The organism is Aphanizomenon flos-aquae FACHB-1287 (genome assembly GCF_014698755.1).
In the GTDB taxonomy this organism is placed as follows: domain Bacteria; phylum Cyanobacteriota; class Cyanobacteriia; order Cyanobacteriales; family Nostocaceae; genus Dolichospermum; species Dolichospermum flosaquae.
The window spans coordinates 1-16,596 of the sequence record NZ_JACJTO010000009.1; the positions used below are offsets into that span (position 1 = coordinate 1).

Sequence of the window (16,596 nt, forward strand, 5' to 3'; positions counted from 1 at the left end):
GGTTAATGCTATTACTGATGAAAATGCTCTCAATTGGTTTAATCATTGTGGATTGTTTTTTGACCCTATTTAGATAGCTATTCTTGTACTGGACTTGATATCAAACTGCTGTAATAACCCCTTCCCTCGTCCAAGTCAACCTTTATATAAAGGACAATCTCATATTTTAGTTGGTGTCAGCTTGGGTTTAGAAAAACCTGTGACAGTTGCCATTGTAGACGGAACAACGGGCAAGGTTTTGACATATCGCAACATCAAACAACTACTTGGTGAAAATTACAAACTACTCAACAGACAGCGACAACAAAAACATCTGTTATCCCACGAACGCCATATCGCTCAAAGGATGTCAGCACCAAATCAATTTGGCGATTCAGAGTTAGGAGAGTATATAGATAGATTACTAGCAAAAGAAATTATTGCAGTTGCCCAAACATATAAAGCTGGCAGTATTGTTATCCCAAAATTGGGAGATATGCGAGAGCAAATTCAGACTGAAATTTAATCTAAAGCTGAACAAAAATCAGATATAATAGAAGTTCAAAAAAAATATGCCAAACAATACCGAGTTAGTGTCCATCAATGGAGCTACGGTAGATTAATAGCCAACATTCAAAGTCAGACAAATAAAGCAGGAATCGCTATAGAGGAGGGAGAACAACCAACTCGAGCGAGTCCACAGGAAAAAGCCAAAGAATTAGCGATAAACGCCTATCAATCCCGAAAAGCCTGATTGACAAAATACCGAACCTTGATAATAGAATAGGAAATAACAATAGCGCCGCAGTTCATGTTTTTTATAAACCTCTGTTCTGTGACAAATGCGGGTTAGGTTGACTGTTGTGAGACAGTCGTGCTTTCTGACCCTGGTATCTGCCCACCTTGATGCTGCTGTTCCCAGTGAACAGGAATAAGGTGCGCCCCCAGTAATAGAGGTGCGGGTTTACCGCAGTGGTGGCTACCGAATCACCTCCGAGCAAGGAGGAATCCACCTTAATTATTTATTTTTGGCGAACCAAAGCGAGGTCAAAAACCCTGGGGTTCTGCCAAAAGTCCAAATCCCTTGTCTAGTCTGTATTCCAGATGTTGAGATGCTTTGATAATCCTCCCTTTAAAGGGAAATTAAGAGCAAATTTAGGACATCCGCCAAAATTGCTTTTGGAAGTGTCACTAGATAAGGGTTTGGTCGGGTGGAGTTTCAACACCCCTCCCGGAGTCGGGCGGGTTGAAATGCGTTAGTGCAAAAATACAAGAAAATATTTAGGTGGGTTGAAAGATCAGTAGGTCGTGAGTTTAACTCTGAAAACACTATATAAATACAGTGTTGCTTGTGACAGTTAGGGACAATTAATTTGTTAACAGTGACACGAATTAGTTAAAAATGACATTAATCTGTTAACAGTGACAAATAAATTGTTAATGTACAAAAGACAACAACTGTTATATTACTTAAAGCCGATGATGAGATTTGAACTCACGACCTACTGATTACGAATCAGTTGCTCTACCCCTGAGCCACATCGGCCTACACCGCTAAACATTATAACATAATTATCGATGATAAAACCAAATTCTCAAAATAATCTCAAACCTCAACAATATAACCGTTTAAAAACAGAATTGGCCGCACCCTATCGGGGGTTAAGGCAATTTATATATATCAGCGTTGGTGCTTCGGGCTTTATTGGCGCATTTATTTTCTTTTTCCAACTCCTAGCCGGCCGCGATATTGAACAAGCCCTGCCTAATTTCGCCATTCAACTAGGAGTAATTGGGTTAATGGTTTTTCTCTGGAAATGGGAAAACAGAAAGCGTAAATAACGCAGGAGAGGCAAAAGAATGGATAATATTCTTCCCTATTTTCTATGCACTTAAATGGATTTGTGGACTATTCCAAACAATCCCTTTTAAGCAAATACCTGGCTGTTATTTAAAGACTATTTTTTAGTTTTCCAGTATTTACAGGCTTTTTCGTATTTACAGGCTTTTTTATATTTACTGTAGTACCAGTATTGCCAATTTTTGGGGTATTGCTAGTATTACCAGTATTACCAATTTTTCCTGTATGATTATCGGCAGGTGTAATCACTGCGAGAGGGGCAAAATCTATAGCGCCAGCAATCTTCTTCTCGTTAATATCGTTACCAATAGCCGTAATCCTACCCTTAGTCGAATTATTTACCTCATAACGGGCATTATCACGGATAATATTACCACCAGGATTGATGCTAGTACCGAGGTCAGGAGCAGCATTAACGGTAGCAACTATACCATCTTGCTTATTATTGCGAATTGTGTTTTTACGGAGTACGGGTTTTGCTGTTCCCGAAATATATAAACCACTTTTATTTTGAGTGATGTTATTAGCCTCTAATAAAGGTGTGGAACTACCGCCAATTGCTACACCAAAACCAGTATCTTGAAATAAGTTACCACGAATCAAACCTTGTGCTAATTTAGTTACGGAAATTCCCTGACCCCCGTTTTTGAGAAAGATGTTATTTTCAATTTGGGGATTAGCAGTACCAGTCAGAAAAACTCCCTCTCTGTTGTTGTTAATAAAAGTACTATTTTTGATCACAGGGTTACTAGATTCTACCCATATAGCTGTCCCCATTTTATTAGCATTGGTAAAAGTTAAACCTGTAATAAAAGTATTATCACGAGCTAATATTGTAATATTCTGTCTTGCCCAGGTGCGACTCATATAATAACCACCACCGATAATTAAAGTTCCCTCACCCTTGTTAGTTTCATTACCTTGAAGTGTTACACCTGAGTTGAGGACAAGGGGAAATTGTTCACCGCTATCTTTACTATAATTCCCAGGAGCAAGCTGAATTACTGTACCTGGTTGAGCTTGAGCAAGGGCAAAGGTAATTGTTTTATAGGGTGCTGCTGTAGTCCCAGTGCCAGACTTATCTTGTCCAGTGGTGGAATTAACGTAAATGATAGTGGTTGTAGCTGGGACTTGGGCTGTTAAAGTCGGGGTAGTGCCAGCTTGAAGTTGACTAGGTACAAAAGTATAACTACCGGCAGTTAGTGGTAAAGCTGTAAGACTAGCTTGCCAGGATAAACGAGAAATGTAAAAACTTTGATTTTTCATAGGAGTCTCTTTAGGACTAAGAGGGAAGCGACAACAACCGCGATTAAACTAGTTTTTTCAATGAGCAACAAATTTACATCTGTAAAACCCATGATGATTAACATTCAGTTAAAATTGTCTGGGAATTAATTCCCAGACCAGTTAAAAAGCTAACTTAAAGTATAAGTAACTTTCCATAATTAAAAATTAATTTCCCATTACCGATATTGAAAACGGAGATTATTTATCAATAGAATGGGGAATACCTAAAACTGGACAAGGGAAGTTTTTACCTAGGGTTTTAATGATCGGATGATTGGCAGATTGGCAGCCTAAAAAAAGAATATCAGCTACTTCTAATTTAACAACTTTCTTGAGTTCTTGAGCAAGGTTGCCAAACCGTAGATGAGATTTAAAATAACCTTGCCATTCTTCAGCTAAAGTTTTCGCTTGCCAAATAATTCTGTCTGCTTCCTGGATAGAGGTTCTAGATTTTGTTTCTAACTGTGGTAAAATTGCTGTTGCTTTTGGGGGATTTAATCGTAATAGAACTGGTTTTGATATATTGCTTAGTTGGTGTTCTAATTGAGTTTTATTATCAGCAAAGTTGGATCTATCATCAGGTTGATAATTGCAATTTTCTTCTACTACATAAACGGCTTGAACTGTAATTTGATAGTTAGTAGCTAAACTCGTTTGGTGAGCAATCCAACAAGCAATATCTAGGGCTGTATGACTTTCAGGTGAACCATTATAGCCGACAATAAAGTTAGCTGATTTGCTATGAGAAACTCTTTGAGAAAATGATTTTTGAGTTTCTGGTAGTAATAGCATTTGTTCGATTAGATCATCACACCCGATAGTGCTTTGTAACCGTGCTAATATTGGCTGAATTTTCACAGTTTTAACTTCTCTCTCTTAAAACAGTTAATCAATGAGAAGCGGGGACGACAATTCTAAATTTTAGATTTATCTGCAATCTAAAATCCAGAATTTATTAAGGAAGACCCAATCATAACTGTATATTACAGCCAAGATTTTGGGATTTCCTTCCATTGCTGACGGAGTTAGCTGACGGGCTAAGACTGGAAGGTGTCTCTCATAAGATTAGCCCCAAATACTTGGTTCCTCCGCTTCAAATTCAGTTTTGATGAATTTGAATTAAGCTACCCACTAAAAATATAGTGACAGTATGGCACTAAGGTTAAATAAAGTCAAGTTTAAGAATATTGAGGATATGCTTGTATTCAAGAGCTTAATTAATAATTTCCCTAATTTATCCTAATATTTAATGATTTAAAGTATTTTAATCTAGCGATAATTGGTGATTAAATATCAGTATTCAGCTAGAAAAGTAGTATCAAGCTGGGTATTCCCCTATTCCCTGGTCTCAACTTCTCGACAAGTACCTAAGAGTCATTTTTTGTGATTATTCCTTAAATTCTCTGACAAAGGTTATAATTTTTAACTTTCACATTTTTATAGGTGGGAATTGCCCACCCTATAAATCTATAAACTTACACCATGTTTTTTGGCAATTTCCACAAGTTGCTGATATTGATGTTGTGATGCTTTTGCTAAAATTGTATCTGCTTCTTCTGGATTAGTACCATCTTTAGGAATTAAATACTTAACATAAAGAGAAACAAAATCAACAACCGCAGCTAAACCTATTAATTCGTGTTTATCGGCTTGTTTTCCAGCAATTACAGCCACTAAACCGGCTCGAATTGGGTCGGGTCTGACTTTCATAAATTGATCAACTAATTGTTTAGAATAATCTGCTGGTGCTAGATTCTTTAACTTACTTTGATCAGGTTTAAACTCTAATCCTGCGGCTGTTGACTGCTCTAACATACACCATTCTATAAATTCTTGGAGTACGGCTTCAGGAAGTTGAGGAAGATATTGATGTAGTTCTAAATTAGACACAATTAGTTACCAATTTTAGTATTTTTTAATTCCTAATTGATAATTCTTCATCTGATAATTAGGAATTATCAATTATTCCTTAAAATTCAGACTAACTCACTGATTTGGGAACTTTTGTACGGTAAATAACAATTATATAGAACCCTGACTTATGGGAGAAGTCGGAGTTCTAGATTATATAAATTAAGCCGTTCTAAACCGTGCTAATTCTTCCCCAGTTTTCGCGTCATGGGCATGAACTGTACAGACCAAACATGAATCAAAAGAACGGGCTACATGACCGACTTCTACAGGGTCTTTTGGGTCTTGAATTGGCGTTCCAATTAATGCTTTTTCGATTGGTCCGAGTTGTCCTTTTCCGTCACGGGGTCCAATATTCCAAGTACCAGGAGCGATAACTTGATAATTTTTAATTTTGCCTTTTTCGATTTCTACCCAGTGACACAATGCACCTCTAGCAGCTTCCGTTGCACCCCAACCTTTACCATCTTTTTCTTCAGGTTTAATATACCAAGGATCGTTTAATTTGAACTCTCTTAAACAACGTTCAGCTTGACGATATAGTTTAACTATTTCGTGGACTCTTCCTAATTGACGAAGATGAACACTTGCACCTCCCATTTTCTTAAATGTATCCAGAATAAATGGGTCATAATGTTGCCAAGATTCTCCATGATTTCCTCCTGCAACTAATTGACGCGCTAGGGGTCCGGCTTCTAATCGTCCTAAGTCTTGGTGGAGGACTGCACTTGACCAAGAATATGCCCCATTAAAGTCTTTTTGATTGTGATTAATTGGCTTTGTTGTGCGATCGCTTGGATGCCAATTTTCTGTACCTTCATCATACCAAGAATGGGTTAAATTCTCACGAGCAAATGATTGATTCATTAAGCTATGAGTATCAGTAAAACTATCATAAACACCGCTTTTCATAATCACAGCAGCGTTACGTCCTTCAATGGTGGGTTTATTGTATTTATCCTCATGGGGAATATAACCCCAAGTCACATATTTACCCACACCAGCACCATATCTATCCAAACCGATATCTAACCCCATTCTCCAATATAAACCCAAGTCCGATTCTCGATGTTTAACATCTTCATTTAACCACTTTTGAAAGTCCTCATAAGATTGAATTTCTTCATATCTTTCTAAAGAACATCCTAACCAAATTGGTTCTAACCAATTGGTGCGGAAATATTCCAAAATTGCCCAGGCGCGGGTAATATCAGTTAAAGTTGGGGCGCACATTACTCCACCAGGCACCATATAACTGCTATGACAACAGGTGATATATTAAAAATGTTCCTGAGTAACTTATTTTTAAAGTAATTTTGCTCGGTAATAACATTTTATTTTCATGATTTTAGCTTTGATAAATAAGGGAATATTTAGGGAATGAGTGGACAATATCAGAGTAATTGCGAGGGTATATATTCCACATCTACACAGGAATATATAAATGCAGACTCAACCGACTTATTCGCCGATATATTTGCATATTTTGAACCGCAGAACACCACAGACAGCAGCTATAGAGGAACAATGACGAAAATAAAAGCAACAGAATTACAGTATCAAGCAGTTTTTGAACAGAAGTTAATTGCAGCTAATAGTAATTTAAAAAGAGAGAGAATAAAAGTTAGTATTAAACAAACTGGCAATTCTCTCCAATTACGAGCTACCTTACCCTTAAAACCAGGGGATAGTAGTATAGGTAAACAGAAAAAACAGTATGATATATCTTTAGGAATACCCGCAAATTTAGAGGGATTAAAAACAGCCATTGAAGAAAGTTATGAATTAGGTAAATTAATTGCTCGTCATACTTTCGAGTGGAATGAGAAGTATTTAGGAATTAAATCGAGAGAGAAACAAGAGATCAAAACAATTGGCGAATTATTAGATAAATTTAATGAAAAATATTATCAAACCCGTCAGAAAACTATCACCAGTGAAAATACTTTTGCTAACTATATATCTGTCATTAAAAGAAACTTGACTCTCACCAATTTAGCCACAAAAGAAAATTTTGAGGAAGTTATTAATTCATTTCAGGGTAATAAAAAAAATGAACTAATAGCGGTAACTTCGGTTTTGATTAAAACTTTTAATTTAGGATTTCAATTGGATGTAAAACGAGATCATGTCACTCCTGCTTATCGAGAAATACCCGATGATGATAAAATCATATCTGGTTTTTACCTCTTTGAAAAATTCGCCCTCAACCGCAAAAATACAAACATTACTGATGAAATAGATACTTGGGAAATGTGGCGTTGGGTATATGGAATGTTAGCCACTTATGGGTTAAGACCAAGGGAATTATTTGTCCAACCGGATATTAATTGGTGGATGTCTGCCCAAAATATAGACCATACTTGGAAAGTGAATAAAAATACTAAAACTGGATATAGAGAAGTTATTCCTTTTGTGACTGAATGGATAGAATTATTTGATTTAAAAAATCCTAAACCGTTAAATATTTTAGAAAGAAAAGTTGAAAAAATTGCCTCTGTACAAAATATTAATTGGATGCGAAGAGATATATCCAGATGGTTTAGAAAGGTGGGAATTGAGTTTCAACCCTATGATTTACGCCATGGTTGTGCAATTCGAGCGCATCTTCAGGGAATAGCGATAAAAGCCGCAGCAGATAATTTAGGTCATACTGTTGATGAACATACAAAAACCTATCAAAGATGGTTTGGGATTGAAAACCGGAAAAAAGCCTTTGGTGAGGTAATTAGTCAAAGGTCGTTAATTGAGTTGCAGAAGAATGAAATTTTGGCGTTAAGGATGGAGAATGAAAGGTTAAGGTTGGAGGTGGAAAGGTGGAAATTGTCGGAGAATAAAAATCCAGAGGATTGGGAACAGGTTTATCACCAAGGTTAAAATACCTACAATCCAGGATAATTTGTAATTATTTGAACTTGTTCTTGATATTTAGGACTTACACACAAGTCACGGAAGAATAAACCACGAAGGAACGAAGGACACGAAGCAAAGAGAGTTTCAAAGAGATTTTGCGTAAGTCCTGATATTATGGGTATGGATAAATCTACAGGAGATTAGCTGATGAGTGGATCTGATAAGAGTTACGAACTAGAAATACTGAAGATGATAGTCAACAAGCACTTAGACAAAAGCACATTATTTAATAAGGAAAATATTAATGAATCTGAGACTAAGCGTGACCAATTTGTGTGGGATACAGCAACAAAAATTTATCAACAAAGTGGACATAAAGTTGAACTGAGTTTAGTACGAGATATAGTTGATTCTCGAATTAGGGCTATAAAGAATCAAATTGCCGAAGAAGCCCGTCTTATTGCTGCTGCTGAAGCTGAAAAAGCTCAACAATTTCTTTCCAAAGTGACTGATGTACTAGGCAAGTTCGGAGGTGATGAGCGCAAAGCAAAAGTTTTTGTTAGAGTTCGGGAACTAATTAGTGAACAGTTATCTGTAGAAGAGAGAGAAGTAACTTTAGACAGCCATCTATCGAACCATCTTAATGCAGATGAATTCGATGTAGGGGAGATTATGATGGCATTAGAAGAAGAGTTTGACATCGAGATTCCTAACGAGGTTGCTGAAAAATCATTGGGCATAAGCATAAATATCTTTTCTGGTGGTTCATGGTCATGGTGGAGTTCATCAAGTTCATCTCCCTCTTCATTTATCTATCAGGCAGGTGAGCAATGTATAGTCAGAAATTTTGTAGAAGTAATATGTGAAGTATGTGAAGAACTCAAATAAGTGCGATCGCTGATCTTGTAGGGTGCGTTAACGGAGTGTAACGCACCTTATGTATGATTATTTACTGATTCTCCGTGCGTTAGGCTGTCGCTAACACACCCTACTGCTAATCGTCCCAATATTCTTAAGTGCGTAAGCGTTGCGCTCCGCAGGAATAACCAATCCTGTAGGGTGCGTTAATGAAATGTAACGCACCTTATTACATTTTCATCTTTGAGAAAAGCGATTACTAGATCGCGCTAGTGCGATAGCGAAGCGCTGCTGCAAGCAGTTCGCTCAAAATCCATTATCTTGTGCTTCCTTAACTGGGATTAACTGCGATCTCATCGGTAAGCGATTCCTAGGTCGCGCTAGTGCGATAGCGAAGCGCTGCTGCAAGCAGTTCGCTCAAAATCCATTATCTTGTGCTTCCTTAACTGTGATTAACTGCGATCATTAATATTGATAATATTGATTTGGTGCGATTCCTAGGTCGCGCTTCGCTATCGCTCAATATCCAAACAAATAAATCAATAAAAATATGCGTGCAAACATTGACACTCAAAAGTTAGAACGTCTGATGCAACTCTTAGGTAGAGAAGCCCAGGGTTCAGGCTGCATCTACTTTACAGGAGGAGCTAGTGCGCTACTAATTGGATGGCGTAACTCCACAGTTGATGTTGATATTCGTCTAGATCCTGAACCGCCAGGTATTTTTCAGGCTATTGCCAAACTCAAACAAGAATTAAACATTAATATCGAATTAGCATCTCCCCAGGATTTCTTACCACCTCTTCCAGGATGGCGTGATAGAAGCGTATTCATTGGCAAACGAGGCCAAATTTCGTTTTATCACTATGATTTTACTGCCCAAGCTCTTGCTAAACTATCCAGGGGATTTGACCGTGATATTAAAGATATTGAAGCCATGTACAAACAGAAATTATTCTCTTTGAATGATTTACGGAATAGTTTTGAAGCAATTACACCGGAAATAATCAGATTTCCCTCTCTAAACCCTGATATCCTTAGAAGTAGAATTGAAGAATTTATTGAACTTTGTGAAAATAACCTGGAGGAAAATCAATCATGAATCTTAATGAATTACCTGGTGCAGAAACAATATTACCTGGACTTAATGATCTTCACAATGGTGAGTCCAATACAATAGGAGCATTATTAATTGCAATTGCCTCAACACGGTTATCTCAAGCCGGTTTAGATATCCCTAAAGATCACCTAGCACCAGAACCAGAGTTAACTTTATATGCTAATCTCCAAGATAAACAAGAGGATGCTTACATTTACTATAATGCTTTGCTTAATCAACTAAATAGCTTTTGCAATGCTCTGGAACTAAGTTATAAATATAAACCGTCTAATTTCACTGTTTAACATCTTTGAGAAAAGCGATTCCTACGGAGTTCGCTATCGCTCAAAATCCATTGTCTTGTGCTTCGTTAACTACTATTTATTAATTGCGATAGCGTAAGCGCTGGTCAGTTCGCTAATATTGGGTTAGTGCGTAAGCGTTGCGCTCCGCAGGAATCGTTTTTTGCTAAACTATAATCAGAGAAACAGCAAAATTAGATTATGAACTTAGATACAATTCAACAAGATATTGCGTCTCTTCCTCCCGATGCACAACAAATCATAGTGAAACTCGTAGAAGTCCTGAAAAAACGCTACCTTCAGAATCAACAGGAATCCTCAGAAAATTCCTGGCAAGACTGGTCAGACTTTATCGGTTGCATAGAAGCTGAAACAGACCTCTCTAAAAACTATAAAAACTACTTAGACCGTGAACTTAATCAAAAATATGATCATAGTTGATACAGGCTTTTGGTTAGCTCTTGCCAATAAAAAAGATCCAGTTCATATAGCCGCCAAAAAACGATTTCAAGATTTAGCTAATCAGCAATTTATTACAACCTGGTGTGTCGTCACGGAAACTTGCTATCTATTACAAAAAAGAGTAGGAGTAGATGCTCCAAAAATCTTTATTAATAAAATTTCTACAGGAAAACTACAAATCTTTGATCTCAAACAACATCATTGCCAGCGTATTGAAGAACTAATGGAAAAATATAAAGATTTACCGATGGATTTAGCCGATGCTTTTCTCGTTATTCTGGCAGAAAAATTAGGTCATGGCCAAATTTTATCAGTTGATTATCGAGACTTCAACACCTATCGTTGGAAAAATACAGAACCGTTCGATAACCTCTTTAATAAATTTTTATGATTTAGTGCGATAGCGAAGCGCGACCTAGGAATCGCTCAATTTCCATTATCTTATGCTTCCTTAACTTAATATTGGGTTAATGCGATAGCGTAAGCGCTGACTTGTCAGTTCGCTCAATATCCAAATAAATCAATATTTCTATACTCAAGCAAATCTGTAAATATTTTAACTTTTAAATTACCTTTTACGTATTTATATTGAGAAAAAGCCGGGTTTATATTTCAACAGAAAGAAAAAATTATACTTGACTACTTGCCTTTAACTTCCTGAACAGCGATTAAGGGAAAAATTAGGTAACGTCTGAAAACACCAAATAACTACAATAAATGGACTTATGATATGGCTGGGGTGGATTTATGGCCTCATTTAAGGAAAAACCAGGGAATAATTAAATCTATTCTGAAAAATCCTGACTATATCAGCAATTCCCCAATTTATTACCATATAACTGCTGTGCGGCCATTGTCCACCTAATAAAGCGTAGATTTCTACAGGTTTTCCAGAAATTGTAATACCGATTTCATAGGATTTACCTGTGAAGGCAGCAAAACGCCGACAAGCTTCATCATAAAAGTGACTGCGGCGATAATTTTTATTAGTTAAATCAATGGCAAATAAGCCGTAAAAATAGCGAGGAATACTTTGGATTGTTTCGACAATTTGCCCTAAGTTTCTCGCTAAAATTGCATTTCTAGGAACTTCTGTTCCCCAAGCTGTATCTAACGCCCAAGAGGCAGAACTAAGGTGAGAACCGCCACAAATTCCACAAATTCTAGGAGTAACAATTAAGCCGGCTTGAGGGTCTTTTCCGCGTAAAATTATTTCAAAGCCGCGAAAAAGTTCAGCATGAGTCCAGGCGTTTGTGACATATCCATTTTCAATTTCAACGCGTACATCTAAATCACCCTCGACTCTACCAACGGGTGAAATATCTAAGGTTTGAATTGGCATATTTGTCCTTTGTTAGTTGTTAGTTGTCAATTGTCCGTTGTCCGTTGTCCGTTGTCCGTTGTTATAAGATTCATAATTGAAGGGTAGAGACAAAAAATAACTGTGAACAGTTACCTCTCTTAACTACTGACCACTGACAAAGGACAACTGACTAAACTGTAAAAAAGTCTTCCTCTGCCCATTTTGGGGCTGCGTCTTTAGCTACAACGGTAAGCACTGCGTAATCTTTATGGTTAACTCCGGGGGGTATTTCTTTGGGTACTCCCATGACGGTTTGAGTTTTAAAAACTGTTCCGGGTTCAAGGTCAAAAAAGGGAAATTCGGGTTCTGTACAGCCTAAACAGGGCATTCCAGCGCGGGTTTTGGAGGAGACGCGGTTCCAAAGAATACGGTTGCAGGAGGCATGAGTCATAGGACCACGACAACCTAAGTCGTAAAATAGACAACCTTTCCGTTGTCCAAATTCGGAGGTTGAAGCTTTGTATGCAAAGTGAATATTGCGGGTACAACCGGTTTCAGCGTAGGTATTAAAGAAGGTTTGGGGACGGTGCAGTTCATCAAGAACTATATCATCAATTCGTCCCGTGGCGATCGCTACTAATATCTGCGTTATCCAGTCGGGGTGTGCGGGACAACCGGGAATATTAATTATTGGTAAACCACCTTGACTGACAAAATCTTTACCTAAAAAACCGCCTTTTTCCCGTTTCAGAAATTGCAGTCCTTTGGAGTCGCTGGGGTTGGGTGACATTGCGGGAATTCCTCCCCAGGTCGCACAGTCTCCTACTGCGACAATGAATTTAGCGACTTTGGCTAAATCGTTTAACCAATCTTTAGTAGGACGGTCTGCAAATCGGTTCCATTCTCCTGTACCATTAGGGGCGTTAACTACACTACCTTCAAATACCAAAATATCCAAAGGTGTTTTTCCTAAAATACAGTCCCATAAAAGGGTTTGGACGTTATCACCTAATTCTACACCCAAGGAAGGATGCCAGAGTATTTTCATACCAAAATCAGCAATTAAATCACAAGCTGTTGGTTCTTCGGCATTAAGAAATGACATGGTGTCACCCGAACAAGCACCACCTTGTAACCAAAGTACATTAGTCATTAGCTATGTCTTTCTATATATGTTGAAAATGCACAATTAAGGAAGTTTTTGAGGGGTATAATTTACCCTTTTCAGAGGATTTACTTGTAGAGAAGACCTATTGATCAATATTCATTATTTTAAACTAAGGTGTTATTTTAATCAATTAACTTTTTTTAAATAAAACTTAAGAATTAGCCTAATTAGATGTTAGGGTAAACAGAAAATCAGGGTAGCATAATAGAGATCAGTATTAATCAATGGTATCTGATAGTATTTCCCCAACTTTTAAAGTTTTTCCTCCTACTGTTACTTCATCATCATCAACTAATTTCCGTCCTCTCCGTGTTTCAATTATTCCATTAACTTTCACTTCACCATCAATAATCATCCATTTAGCTTGACCACCGGTGGAGGATATTCCCGAAAACTTCAAAAACTGATCTAATTTAATCATTTGTTTTTACCAACTACTCAAAAAGTATCATCTATAGCAAAAAGTATCATCTATAGCAATATATCAGAATTTAGGATTTTGGCAACAATTTAAACTCTTGTAAAGCCGATAAAAAGTTTTTATTTTCATGACTAGGACGACTTAGTTTAATTAAGGCAAACCGCTGTAAAATGCTTAGGTCTTTCCATGCTTCAATTGTGATTATTACACCCATTTCTTGAGCTTTTTCGTGAATACTCTGAGGAATAGTGGTAATATTTACCCATGCTGGATCAGGTTCAATTGGTAATTCAGCTACAGGTTTACCAGTCAGTTGTAATACTAACTCTTGAATATAACACCTGTAGTTATCAATTTGCATATCTGTATCGCAAGGTAATGATACTAAATTTTGACGTGATTCTTGATTCATTTGATTCCATTCCGCTAATTTTAGCTTAATACCGCAAGTATCTAATTTATAGCGTACTTGCATAGGAATACAACGCCAAGAATCCACAAAATCCGCTTCAAATTCAAAAAAATCTGCCATAAAATTGATGTTATTTATTTATAAAAAGTAGATTTATGTAGTTATTGTAAATCATTTATGAGAAAATAAAGTTAAATTTTATTAACTAGAATCCAAATATTATGAATATTGATTTCCAGTATCATGTTACTACTATTATTTTAGCTGGTGGTAAAAGCACTCGCATGGGTAGAGATAAAGCCTTAATTTCGATTCAAGGTGTACCCATGTTACAATTAATTTGTACTATTGCAGAGGCTTGTACTGATCAAATTTATATTGTTACTCCTTGGCCAGAACGTTATCAAGAATTACTCACACCTAAAAGTCAATTTATTCGAGAAGTTCCTTTATCTGGGGAAACTGGAAATGAATCTCGCACCCATGGACCCCTTGTAGGTTTTATGCAAGGTTTAGCAGCAGTAGAAACAAATTGGGTACTTTTATTGGCTTGTGATTTACCAAATTTACGACTAGAAATTTTACAAAATTGGATTTGTCAATTAGATACAATTCCCGAAAATAAAATAGCAGCTTTGGTACAAAATAATCAAATTTGGCAACCTTTATGTGGTTTTTATCGTCGTCGTTGTTTACCGGAATTAAGGGAATATATTGAAGGGGGTGGACGTTCTTTTCAACAGTGGTTAATGTCTTATTCTGTGGAAATCTTGGTTTTGGAAGATCCGGAAATGCTATTTAATTTTAATAGTCCTGATTCTGTTTAAATTTAAACTCTGTAGATATGATGATTTTTTAAACTAACCACTCCAGTCACAGAGGACACGGAGGAAGTCATAACTGATTTAAAATTTCTATGAAGATAAGTAATTTTCCTCTAGGGTTTTTCTAGAGGTTGTTTTATAGTAAATAGTAATTAGTAATAAAAATTGACTCAATTATATTTCCGGTAGTAATACCTATTAATTGAAATGATTTTATCTAATTATCTAGAGATAGAATATTTCCAGATTGACAATTAAAATTTCTGTAATTTAGCTTGGTTTATGGTGTCACATTTATGGAATCTAGAGGCTGATAATTTAATTCTTTTGTTCAAGTGGTTAGAGTACAGAAATTATGACTTCTAGTATTACAGATTCATTTGTAAAAGCTGCTATTGCGGCTATATCTTCCGAGTCAGCAACAACAGCAGAAAAAATCCAAATGCTGATGGAAATTGCTACGGGTTTACAAAAAAAGCCGAAAACATCTCAAGATTTACGCCATGCAATTGGGCTATTTGACCGTGCATATCAAATGTGTGGGGAGGAATATGTTTTACTGAAAGCACGGGCTAAGGTGGGCAAGGCAGGGGCATTACAGATGATTCCTAATGGGGATTCCCAGATATTGCAAGAAGCGCGGGCAGATTATGAGGAAGCTTTACCCATTTTACAACAATTGGCAACAGCGGAAGAAGTGGCAGCAGCCCAAATGAATTTGGGTTTGGTTTTACAGTCTTTAGTTCCCGAAAATTTAGCGCGGATAAGTGAGAGTATTCATTTTTATCATGAGGCTTTGCGGGTGTTTACTTGGGAAAAGTATCCCCAAGAATATGCGATTTTATATAATAATATAGCGATCGCTTATCTGTCTATGCCTATGTCATCAGAACGGGAATCTTTATGTCAAGGTTTAGCAATTCAGTCTTTTGAAATCGCTCTCAAACATATTAACATAATTGATCATCCTAGAGAATATGCAATGTTGCAAAATAATTTAGGAAATGCTTTACAATATTTAGTAAGTTCCCATCCTATTGAAAATAATTTACGGGCTATTTTAGCTTATGATGAAGCTTTAAAAGTTCGTAATCTTCAATATACACCGTTAGAATATGCTAATACAATTTCTAACAAAGCTAATGTTCTTTTCAATTTACCCGACGACCTCGAAAAACCAGAATTAGGGAATCTAAAAAATCTCTTACAAGCGCGAGAATACTATCAAGAAGCTTGGCAAATATTTACAGAACATCAGCAATTGGAACAAGCGGAAATAGTAGGTAAAGCACTAGAAGATTTAACCGTAGAAATTCAAGTATAGGAGAATAATTATGTTTGATTTTGTCAATGATCCAGAATTTATCAAGTTTCTGTATAGTCTAAATACAGAATTAAATTTCACCACAGGATTTACCTGGTTAATCATTGCTGTAATTTTATCAATGATTGGTGGTGCAATTGGGGGAATTATCCTTGCTGGTAAAGATATCGGATACAAATTTGCAGCCATAATTGGTAGTTTATTCGCACCAGTGGGGGTAGTTCCTGCGGTAATTTTAGGGTTATTTATCCTGAATTTGTTAGCCAATTATTAGGAGTATTTATGTTAGAATTAAGCTGGTTTTCTGCTAAGTTATTTTTTAAGGGTAAACTATTTCGTGACCCCATATATTTTCTGCGTCAAATTATTATTGCTGGAGGTATTGGTACGGTTATATTAGTATTATTAGCACAAGCATCAATTCCCCTTTGTATTCCTATTAGTGTGGCTAGTTTAACTACAGGTGCAATTATGCCTTTTTTGTTGCAAGATTTTAGAATGAAATGATTTACAGTAGGTTGGGTTGACACTA

General features: G+C 36.6%; 17 protein-coding genes, 1 tRNA gene, 3 pseudogenes and 1 riboswitch. Of the genes and pseudogenes, 12 read left to right on the forward strand and 9 right to left on the reverse strand.

Annotation, left to right across the window (positions count from 1 at the left end; genetic code table 11):
- Nucleotides 1–112 precede the first annotated feature (112 nt).
- Nucleotides 113–733: pseudogene (gene cas12k / locus H6G44_RS06230) on the forward strand (type V CRISPR-associated protein Cas12k); the annotation flags it as partial.
- Between the two features lie 720 nt (nt 734–1,453).
- Here the strand turns inward: cas12k and H6G44_RS06235 are convergent.
- Nucleotides 1,454–1,525: transfer RNA gene (locus tag H6G44_RS06235), tRNA-Thr, on the reverse strand.
- A gap of 32 nt (nt 1,526–1,557) precedes the next feature.
- Between H6G44_RS06235 and H6G44_RS06240 the strand changes: the two genes are divergently transcribed.
- On the forward strand, nt 1,558–1,821 hold the full coding sequence (locus H6G44_RS06240) for a DUF3493 domain-containing protein (RefSeq protein ID WP_190385478.1): 264 nt from the start codon (nt 1,558–1,560) through the stop codon (nt 1,819–1,821).
- A 109-nt stretch (nt 1,822–1,930) separates the two neighbouring features.
- Here H6G44_RS06240 and H6G44_RS06245 read toward each other — a convergent pair whose 3' ends face one another.
- From H6G44_RS06245 to H6G44_RS06260, 4 genes and pseudogenes are all read right to left on the reverse strand, one after another.
- A complete protein-coding gene (locus tag H6G44_RS06245; protein ID WP_190385477.1) occupies nt 1,931–3,106 on the reverse strand; it encodes a DUF1565 domain-containing protein in 1,176 nt (391 codons plus the stop codon).
- A 219-nt stretch (nt 3,107–3,325) separates the two neighbouring features.
- Entirely contained in the window at nt 3,326–3,970 is a 645-nt protein-coding gene (locus tag H6G44_RS06250) for a universal stress protein (protein WP_190385485.1), read from the reverse strand.
- A 159-nt stretch (nt 3,971–4,129) separates the two neighbouring features.
- Nucleotides 4,130–4,242: riboswitch (cyclic di-AMP (ydaO/yuaA leader) on the reverse strand.
- A gap of 352 nt (nt 4,243–4,594) precedes the next feature.
- Nucleotides 4,595–5,017, reverse strand: coding sequence for a hypothetical protein (locus tag H6G44_RS06255; protein WP_190385476.1), 423 nt, complete (start codon nt 5,015–5,017; stop codon nt 4,595–4,597).
- Nucleotides 5,018–5,200: 183 nt separating this feature from the next.
- A pseudogene (locus H6G44_RS06260) lies at nt 5,201–6,301 on the reverse strand (nickel-dependent hydrogenase large subunit); the annotation flags it as partial.
- Between the two features lie 117 nt (nt 6,302–6,418).
- Between H6G44_RS06260 and H6G44_RS06265 the strand changes: the two are divergent.
- The 6 genes from H6G44_RS06265 (at nt 6,419) to H6G44_RS06290 (ending at nt 11,003) form a co-directional block, all read left to right on the forward strand.
- A complete protein-coding gene (locus H6G44_RS06265; RefSeq protein WP_190385475.1) occupies nt 6,419–7,915 on the forward strand; it encodes a site-specific integrase in 1,497 nt (498 codons plus the stop codon).
- Nucleotides 7,916–8,098: 183 nt separating this feature from the next.
- Nucleotides 8,099–8,779: an acyl carrier protein gene (locus H6G44_RS06270; protein WP_242031648.1), complete on the forward strand. Its 681-nt coding sequence runs from the start codon at nt 8,099–8,101 to the stop codon at nt 8,777–8,779.
- 520 nt (nt 8,780–9,299) lie between these two features.
- A complete protein-coding gene (locus H6G44_RS06275; RefSeq protein WP_190385474.1) occupies nt 9,300–9,851 on the forward strand; it encodes a DUF6036 family nucleotidyltransferase in 552 nt (183 codons plus the stop codon).
- On the forward strand, nt 9,848–10,153 hold the full coding sequence (locus H6G44_RS06280; protein ID WP_190385473.1) for a hypothetical protein: 306 nt from the start codon (nt 9,848–9,850) through the stop codon (nt 10,151–10,153). The genes H6G44_RS06275 and H6G44_RS06280 overlap by 4 nt, the downstream gene beginning before the upstream one ends.
- Before the next feature lie 198 nt (nt 10,154–10,351).
- Nucleotides 10,352–10,591 carry a hypothetical protein gene (locus H6G44_RS06285; RefSeq protein WP_190385472.1) on the forward strand — a complete coding sequence of 80 codons (240 nt, stop codon included), beginning with the start codon at nt 10,352–10,354 and terminating at the stop codon, nt 10,589–10,591.
- Entirely contained in the window at nt 10,578–11,003 is a 426-nt protein-coding gene (locus H6G44_RS06290; RefSeq protein ID WP_190385471.1) for a type II toxin-antitoxin system VapC family toxin, read from the forward strand. Before H6G44_RS06285 ends, H6G44_RS06290 begins: the two co-directional genes overlap by 14 nt.
- Nucleotides 11,004–11,441: 438 nt before the next feature.
- Here H6G44_RS06290 and H6G44_RS06295 read toward each other — a convergent pair.
- The 4 genes and pseudogenes from H6G44_RS06295 to H6G44_RS06310 all read right to left on the reverse strand — a co-directional run.
- Nucleotides 11,442–11,954 (reverse strand): annotated as a pseudogene (locus H6G44_RS06295) (nickel-dependent hydrogenase large subunit); the annotation flags it as partial.
- 151 nt (nt 11,955–12,105) lie between these two features.
- Nucleotides 12,106–13,068, reverse strand: a complete 963-nt coding sequence (locus H6G44_RS06300; protein WP_190385469.1) for a hydrogenase small subunit — start codon at nt 13,066–13,068, stop codon at nt 12,106–12,108.
- 232 nt (nt 13,069–13,300) lie between these two features.
- A complete protein-coding gene (locus H6G44_RS06305) occupies nt 13,301–13,504 on the reverse strand; it encodes an RNA-binding S4 domain-containing protein (RefSeq protein ID WP_190385468.1) in 204 nt (67 codons plus the stop codon).
- A 70-nt stretch (nt 13,505–13,574) separates the two neighbouring features.
- Nucleotides 13,575–14,036 carry a nitrate reductase associated protein gene (locus tag H6G44_RS06310; protein ID WP_190385467.1) on the reverse strand — a complete coding sequence of 154 codons (462 nt, stop codon included), beginning with the start codon at nt 14,034–14,036 and terminating at the stop codon, nt 13,575–13,577.
- Nucleotides 14,037–14,137: 101 nt separating this feature from the next.
- On the opposite strand from H6G44_RS06310, the gene H6G44_RS06315 reads away from it, so the two are divergent.
- The 4 genes from H6G44_RS06315 to H6G44_RS06330 all read left to right on the forward strand — a co-directional run bounded on the left by H6G44_RS06315 (nt 14,138) and on the right by H6G44_RS06330 (nt 16,571).
- Complete coding sequence (locus H6G44_RS06315; protein WP_190385466.1) at nt 14,138–14,743, forward strand: molybdenum cofactor guanylyltransferase; 606 nt, start codon at nt 14,138–14,140, stop codon at nt 14,741–14,743.
- 352 nt (nt 14,744–15,095) lie between these two features.
- Nucleotides 15,096–16,064, forward strand: coding sequence for a hypothetical protein (locus H6G44_RS06320; protein ID WP_190385465.1), 969 nt, complete (start codon nt 15,096–15,098; stop codon nt 16,062–16,064).
- A gap of 10 nt (nt 16,065–16,074) precedes the next feature.
- Nucleotides 16,075–16,338 carry a hypothetical protein gene (locus tag H6G44_RS06325; RefSeq protein ID WP_190385464.1) on the forward strand — a complete coding sequence of 88 codons (264 nt, stop codon included), beginning with the start codon at nt 16,075–16,077 and terminating at the stop codon, nt 16,336–16,338.
- An 8-nt stretch (nt 16,339–16,346) separates the two neighbouring features.
- Nucleotides 16,347–16,571 carry a hypothetical protein gene (locus H6G44_RS06330; protein ID WP_190385463.1) on the forward strand — a complete coding sequence of 75 codons (225 nt, stop codon included), beginning with the start codon at nt 16,347–16,349 and terminating at the stop codon, nt 16,569–16,571.
- Nucleotides 16,572–16,596: the final 25 nt, after the last annotated feature.

Bases quoted from the DNA above. Each gene is read 5' to 3' on its own strand.
- H6G44_RS06240 (WP_190385478.1), top strand. From the start codon at position 1,558: ATGATAAAACCAAATTCTCAAAATAATCTCAAACCTCAACAATATAAC.
- H6G44_RS06245 (WP_190385477.1), bottom strand. From the start codon at position 3,106: ATGAAAAATCAAAGTTTTTACATTTCTCGTTTATCCTGGCAAGCTAGT.
- H6G44_RS06265 (WP_190385475.1), top strand. From the start codon at position 6,419: ATGAGTGGACAATATCAGAGTAATTGCGAGGGTATATATTCCACATCT.
- H6G44_RS06270 (WP_242031648.1), top strand. From the start codon at position 8,099: ATGAGTGGATCTGATAAGAGTTACGAACTAGAAATACTGAAGATGATA.
- H6G44_RS06275 (WP_190385474.1), top strand. From the start codon at position 9,300: ATGCGTGCAAACATTGACACTCAAAAGTTAGAACGTCTGATGCAACTC.
- H6G44_RS06280 (WP_190385473.1), top strand. From the start codon at position 9,848: ATGAATCTTAATGAATTACCTGGTGCAGAAACAATATTACCTGGACTT.
- H6G44_RS06285 (WP_190385472.1), top strand. From the start codon at position 10,352: ATGAACTTAGATACAATTCAACAAGATATTGCGTCTCTTCCTCCCGAT.
- H6G44_RS06290 (WP_190385471.1), top strand. From the start codon at position 10,578: ATGATCATAGTTGATACAGGCTTTTGGTTAGCTCTTGCCAATAAAAAA.
- H6G44_RS06300 (WP_190385469.1), bottom strand. From the start codon at position 13,068: ATGACTAATGTACTTTGGTTACAAGGTGGTGCTTGTTCGGGTGACACC.
- H6G44_RS06305 (WP_190385468.1), bottom strand. From the start codon at position 13,504: ATGATTAAATTAGATCAGTTTTTGAAGTTTTCGGGAATATCCTCCACC.
- H6G44_RS06310 (WP_190385467.1), bottom strand. From the start codon at position 14,036: ATGGCAGATTTTTTTGAATTTGAAGCGGATTTTGTGGATTCTTGGCGT.
- H6G44_RS06315 (WP_190385466.1), top strand. From the start codon at position 14,138: ATGAATATTGATTTCCAGTATCATGTTACTACTATTATTTTAGCTGGT.
- H6G44_RS06320 (WP_190385465.1), top strand. From the start codon at position 15,096: ATGACTTCTAGTATTACAGATTCATTTGTAAAAGCTGCTATTGCGGCT.
- H6G44_RS06325 (WP_190385464.1), top strand. From the start codon at position 16,075: ATGTTTGATTTTGTCAATGATCCAGAATTTATCAAGTTTCTGTATAGT.
- H6G44_RS06330 (WP_190385463.1), top strand. From the start codon at position 16,347: ATGTTAGAATTAAGCTGGTTTTCTGCTAAGTTATTTTTTAAGGGTAAA.